Below are 3,290 nucleotides of genomic sequence, written 5' to 3' on the forward strand. Positions count from 1 at the left end.
AAGGGTCATCGCAGAGAGTGCCACGGGCGCGATGCCCGTCATCAGGCTCGTGACGACGCCAAGCACATACGAATTCAAAACGCCATCAATCTGTGATCCGACCCAGGTGAACATTTCAGACTCCGGCTATTGGATGGTGGTTTGCGGGAGCGCCTTCGTGCTCACACACTGCGAGCTGACGTCTGGGCGCTGGCATTGCATCCATTGGCCCTTCAGCTTCACGACCCACAGGCGAGGACGCTTCTCGGTGCCGAAGGTTGACGGCCTGCAGGTGCCCGGCCTGGCATAGAACTCGGTGCATTCACGGAGGCCGTCGGACGTCTCGACCATCAACCAGCCTCCTGTAGAGCAGGCGGGTTTGTCCGCCTTGCATGGAGGGGCGAGCGTGGCCTCGGGCAGGGGTGGCGTCTCCACCTTCTTGCTGCCGTCGGGCATCACCTTGACGGCCTCGTTGCCCTTGACGAACTGGGCTCGTGTCCCTGTCGAGGCGAGGGCCAGGACCAGGGCGGTGAGTAGGCAGGTGACGGGCTTCATGCGGCTCTCCTAACGGTACGAAGCTTGCGATCCTGTACTTCGCGCAGGAGAACGGGAAGCCACTGATACGGATCGTTTCCATGCCGTTCGCGGATGGCGTCCAGCAGTGCGACGTTGTCCGTGGTGGCGGAGAGGACGGTGATGAAATCGTCCAGGCCGGTGAGGTCCAGTTCACAGATGGCGCTGGCCTGGCCTTGCTTCACCAGGAAGCGGCGGCCGCCTTGGGCGCTGAGGCTGCGGACAATCTCGAACTCGGCTTCGCTGAGGCCGAAGCCGTCGACGTATTCCTCGCGAACTGCTTCCGGGTTGGCCAGGAAGATCTTGGTGACGCTCTGCTCGACCATCGTGCGGCCGATGGGGTGGCGCAGGACGTCGGACGGGCTCTGGGTGTCGAAGATGCCCAGGCCGTTCTGCTTGCGGATGGTCTTCTGCTTCTGCTTCGCGAAGCTGCTGAAGACGTCGTGGTCGAGGGCCTTCCAGAACTCGGAGATGACGTAGATGAGGCGGTCGCCGTTGACCAGTTCTTCCATCACCTGCAGCAGGTACATCATCACCGGCGTGCGGACTTCGGGAAGGTCCAGGAACTCCGTGGTGTCGAACCCGATGACGGCAGATCGGTGGAGGTCCTGCAGCCGGTCATCGGCTTGGTCGAAGACCCAGCCCAGTGCGCCGCCTTCGCACCAGCGGCCCAGACGCGCGTGGAGGCTGTTCTCGCCCGACTTGGGCAGGTTCTGTCGGATGGTCGAGAACCGCCGCAGAGAGGGCGGCATCAAGGCGACGGCGCTGACGGCGTGTGCAATGGCGCGTTCGTCGCTCGGCATGAGCGGCATGGCAGGTGTCGCGATGCAGGTTCGGATCAGCTGTTCCCAGAACTGGATCCGTGCCGGTGTGGGTTCCCACTGCAACGGATTGCAGCCGGTCGGCTTGCCTGCCTCAAGGGTGAAGTAGCGCCCGCCGAGGGCCCGAACGGCGATCTCGCAACCGCGATCCAGGTCGAACAGGACCAGCCGGGGCGCGGGGTGCCACTTCCGCGTCAAGGTCAGCAGGAACATCTCCAGCGTCGTCTTGCCGACGCCGGTCGAGCCGATCAACAGGGTGTTGCCCGGCAGTTTCTTGTCCTCCGAGTCTTCATCGTCCGGACTGCTGTGCAGGTTGAGGAAGAAGGGCTGACCCGACGGCGTGCGCAACAGGGCGAGGGCCTCGCCCCAGGGGTTGCCATCGCGCTTGCCGCTGGCGAAGTTGTGGGCGCTGGCAAGAGCCGCAAACGCCCGGGACGACAGCTTGGCTTCCCGCGGGCGCCAGCGCCAGTTGCCAGGCATCTGGGCGAACCAAGCCGCATCAGCGACCAGGTCCACCGGTGCCAGCTGCAGGCTGGACGATTCGCCCACTGCGCCGATGGCCTTGGCAGCCCTTCGGCCAGCGTCCGACACGGTGTCGCCGAACACCACCAGGGAGTAGTGGTACTCGCCCATGCAGAACTGGCCGTCCCCCAGCTCGTTGAGGGCGGTATCCATGTCGGCGATCTGGCTCGCCACCACATCGTCACTGGCGATCAGCTGGTCCCGCTGGAGTTCCAGGGCGCGCATCGCATCGCGCCGAGGAAGAATGGAGAAGCTCTGGGTCTCGATGAACTCGCTGCCTTCGTAGAGGAGGGCGTCGAGCACGCCGGGCTCCACCGCATCGGCGTACTCCTTGATGTCGACCAGGGCTGCATAGCGGCGCTGGTCACCCTCGCGCAGCTCCAGCTTGTCGCCGCCGAAGCTCAGCCGGGTCGTGGGCAGCGTCCGGTACAGCGGGCCAGCGGTGAGGGGCACCGGGCGCCAGCGGCCGTTGACCAGGTAGCCCAGGAACTCGGCCACCTCGGAGAACTCGCGGCCGTCTTGTTGACGGGCGCCCAGCAGTCGCGGGCCAAAGCCGCGCAGGACGCGGGTGACGAGCGACGCGCGTTCTTCCATGGCCCGCAACGCGTCGGTCTGGGCTTCGCTGATCGCGGCGCGACTGCGATGGCGCGGCTGAAGCGCGCGGGTGATCCTGGAGACGTTGGGGCGGTAGACCAGCGTCAGGTACAGCTCGCTGCTCATCATGGGGCGCTTGCCTAACGTCGCCTGGTAGGCCTTGGACAGGTCCTGGGCGAAACCAGGCTCTTGCGGGTCCTGCAGCGCATCTGTCACGAAGCGGTGGAGGCGGTGGGTCCAGATGGCCCATTGGCCTCCGGCGAGGTTGCGCAGCAGGCTGCACAGAGCCTCGTGCCGTTCGGCGAGCAGGTGCCGGTCACTGCACTCGAAGTTGACGCCGTCCAAGCGCCACACACGCAGATAGTCCCCGCCGCGTGTGATGACGTCATTGGGGCTGACCATCGAGGAGAAGGGAATGAAGGCGGCGAGCGGGTTCTCGTTGCGGGCTTGAGCCCACAGTCGTGGTCGTGCCCGAAGGCCGTTGGTCGCCAGGCCATGCGAACGGGTGCTCTCAGACATGCCGAGCATGGCGGTCTCCTCGATAGAGGTGGGGGGCGTAGCTGCGCGCGTGCCAGAGGCGGCGGTTGCGGTCGCGCTGGCGCAGGTGCATCAGGATGAACATCTGATGGAAGCGCTGGTCATCCTTGGCGGTGACCCAGCGCATCCAGAGCAGGAGCGGAAGAATGGCGAGCACCACGACAAGGGCGATCCACCAGCTGATGAGGGCACCGCCCCACATGATCAGCAGCATGCCGGCGCCGAAGAGCACGACCAGTGGCACCAGGGGGATGCCCAGCTTCA

3 protein-coding genes are annotated in these 3,290 nt (G+C 65.5%); all 3 read right to left on the reverse strand.

Annotated elements, in window-relative coordinates; genetic code table 11:
• Nucleotides 1–126: 126 nt before the first annotated feature.
• Nucleotides 127–534: a hypothetical protein gene (locus tag QZ709_RS00065; protein ID WP_294635392.1), complete on the reverse strand. Its 408-nt coding sequence runs from the start codon at nt 532–534 to the stop codon at nt 127–129.
• Nucleotides 531–3,017 (reverse strand): VirB4 family type IV secretion/conjugal transfer ATPase, encoded by a 2,487-nt coding sequence (locus QZ709_RS00070; RefSeq protein WP_294635393.1) that lies wholly within the window; start codon nt 3,015–3,017, stop codon nt 531–533. The genes QZ709_RS00065 and QZ709_RS00070 overlap by 4 nt, the downstream gene beginning before the upstream one ends.
• On the reverse strand, nt 3,001–3,290 hold a 290-nt coding region (locus QZ709_RS00075), incomplete at its 5' end, for a VirB3 family type IV secretion system protein (RefSeq protein WP_294635394.1). The genes QZ709_RS00070 and QZ709_RS00075, both read right to left, overlap by 17 nt.

Source organism: uncultured Aquabacterium sp. (genome assembly GCF_913773725.1).
GTDB lineage: Bacteria > Pseudomonadota > Gammaproteobacteria > Burkholderiales > Burkholderiaceae_C > Aquabacterium.

Excerpts from the sequence above, each read along its gene's own strand:
- QZ709_RS00065 (WP_294635392.1), bottom strand. The coding sequence starts at position 534 with ATGAAGCCCGTCACCTGCCTACTCACCGCCCTGGTCCTGGCCCTCGCC.
- QZ709_RS00070 (WP_294635393.1), bottom strand. The coding sequence starts at position 3,017 with ATGCTCGGCATGTCTGAGAGCACCCGTTCGCATGGCCTGGCGACCAAC.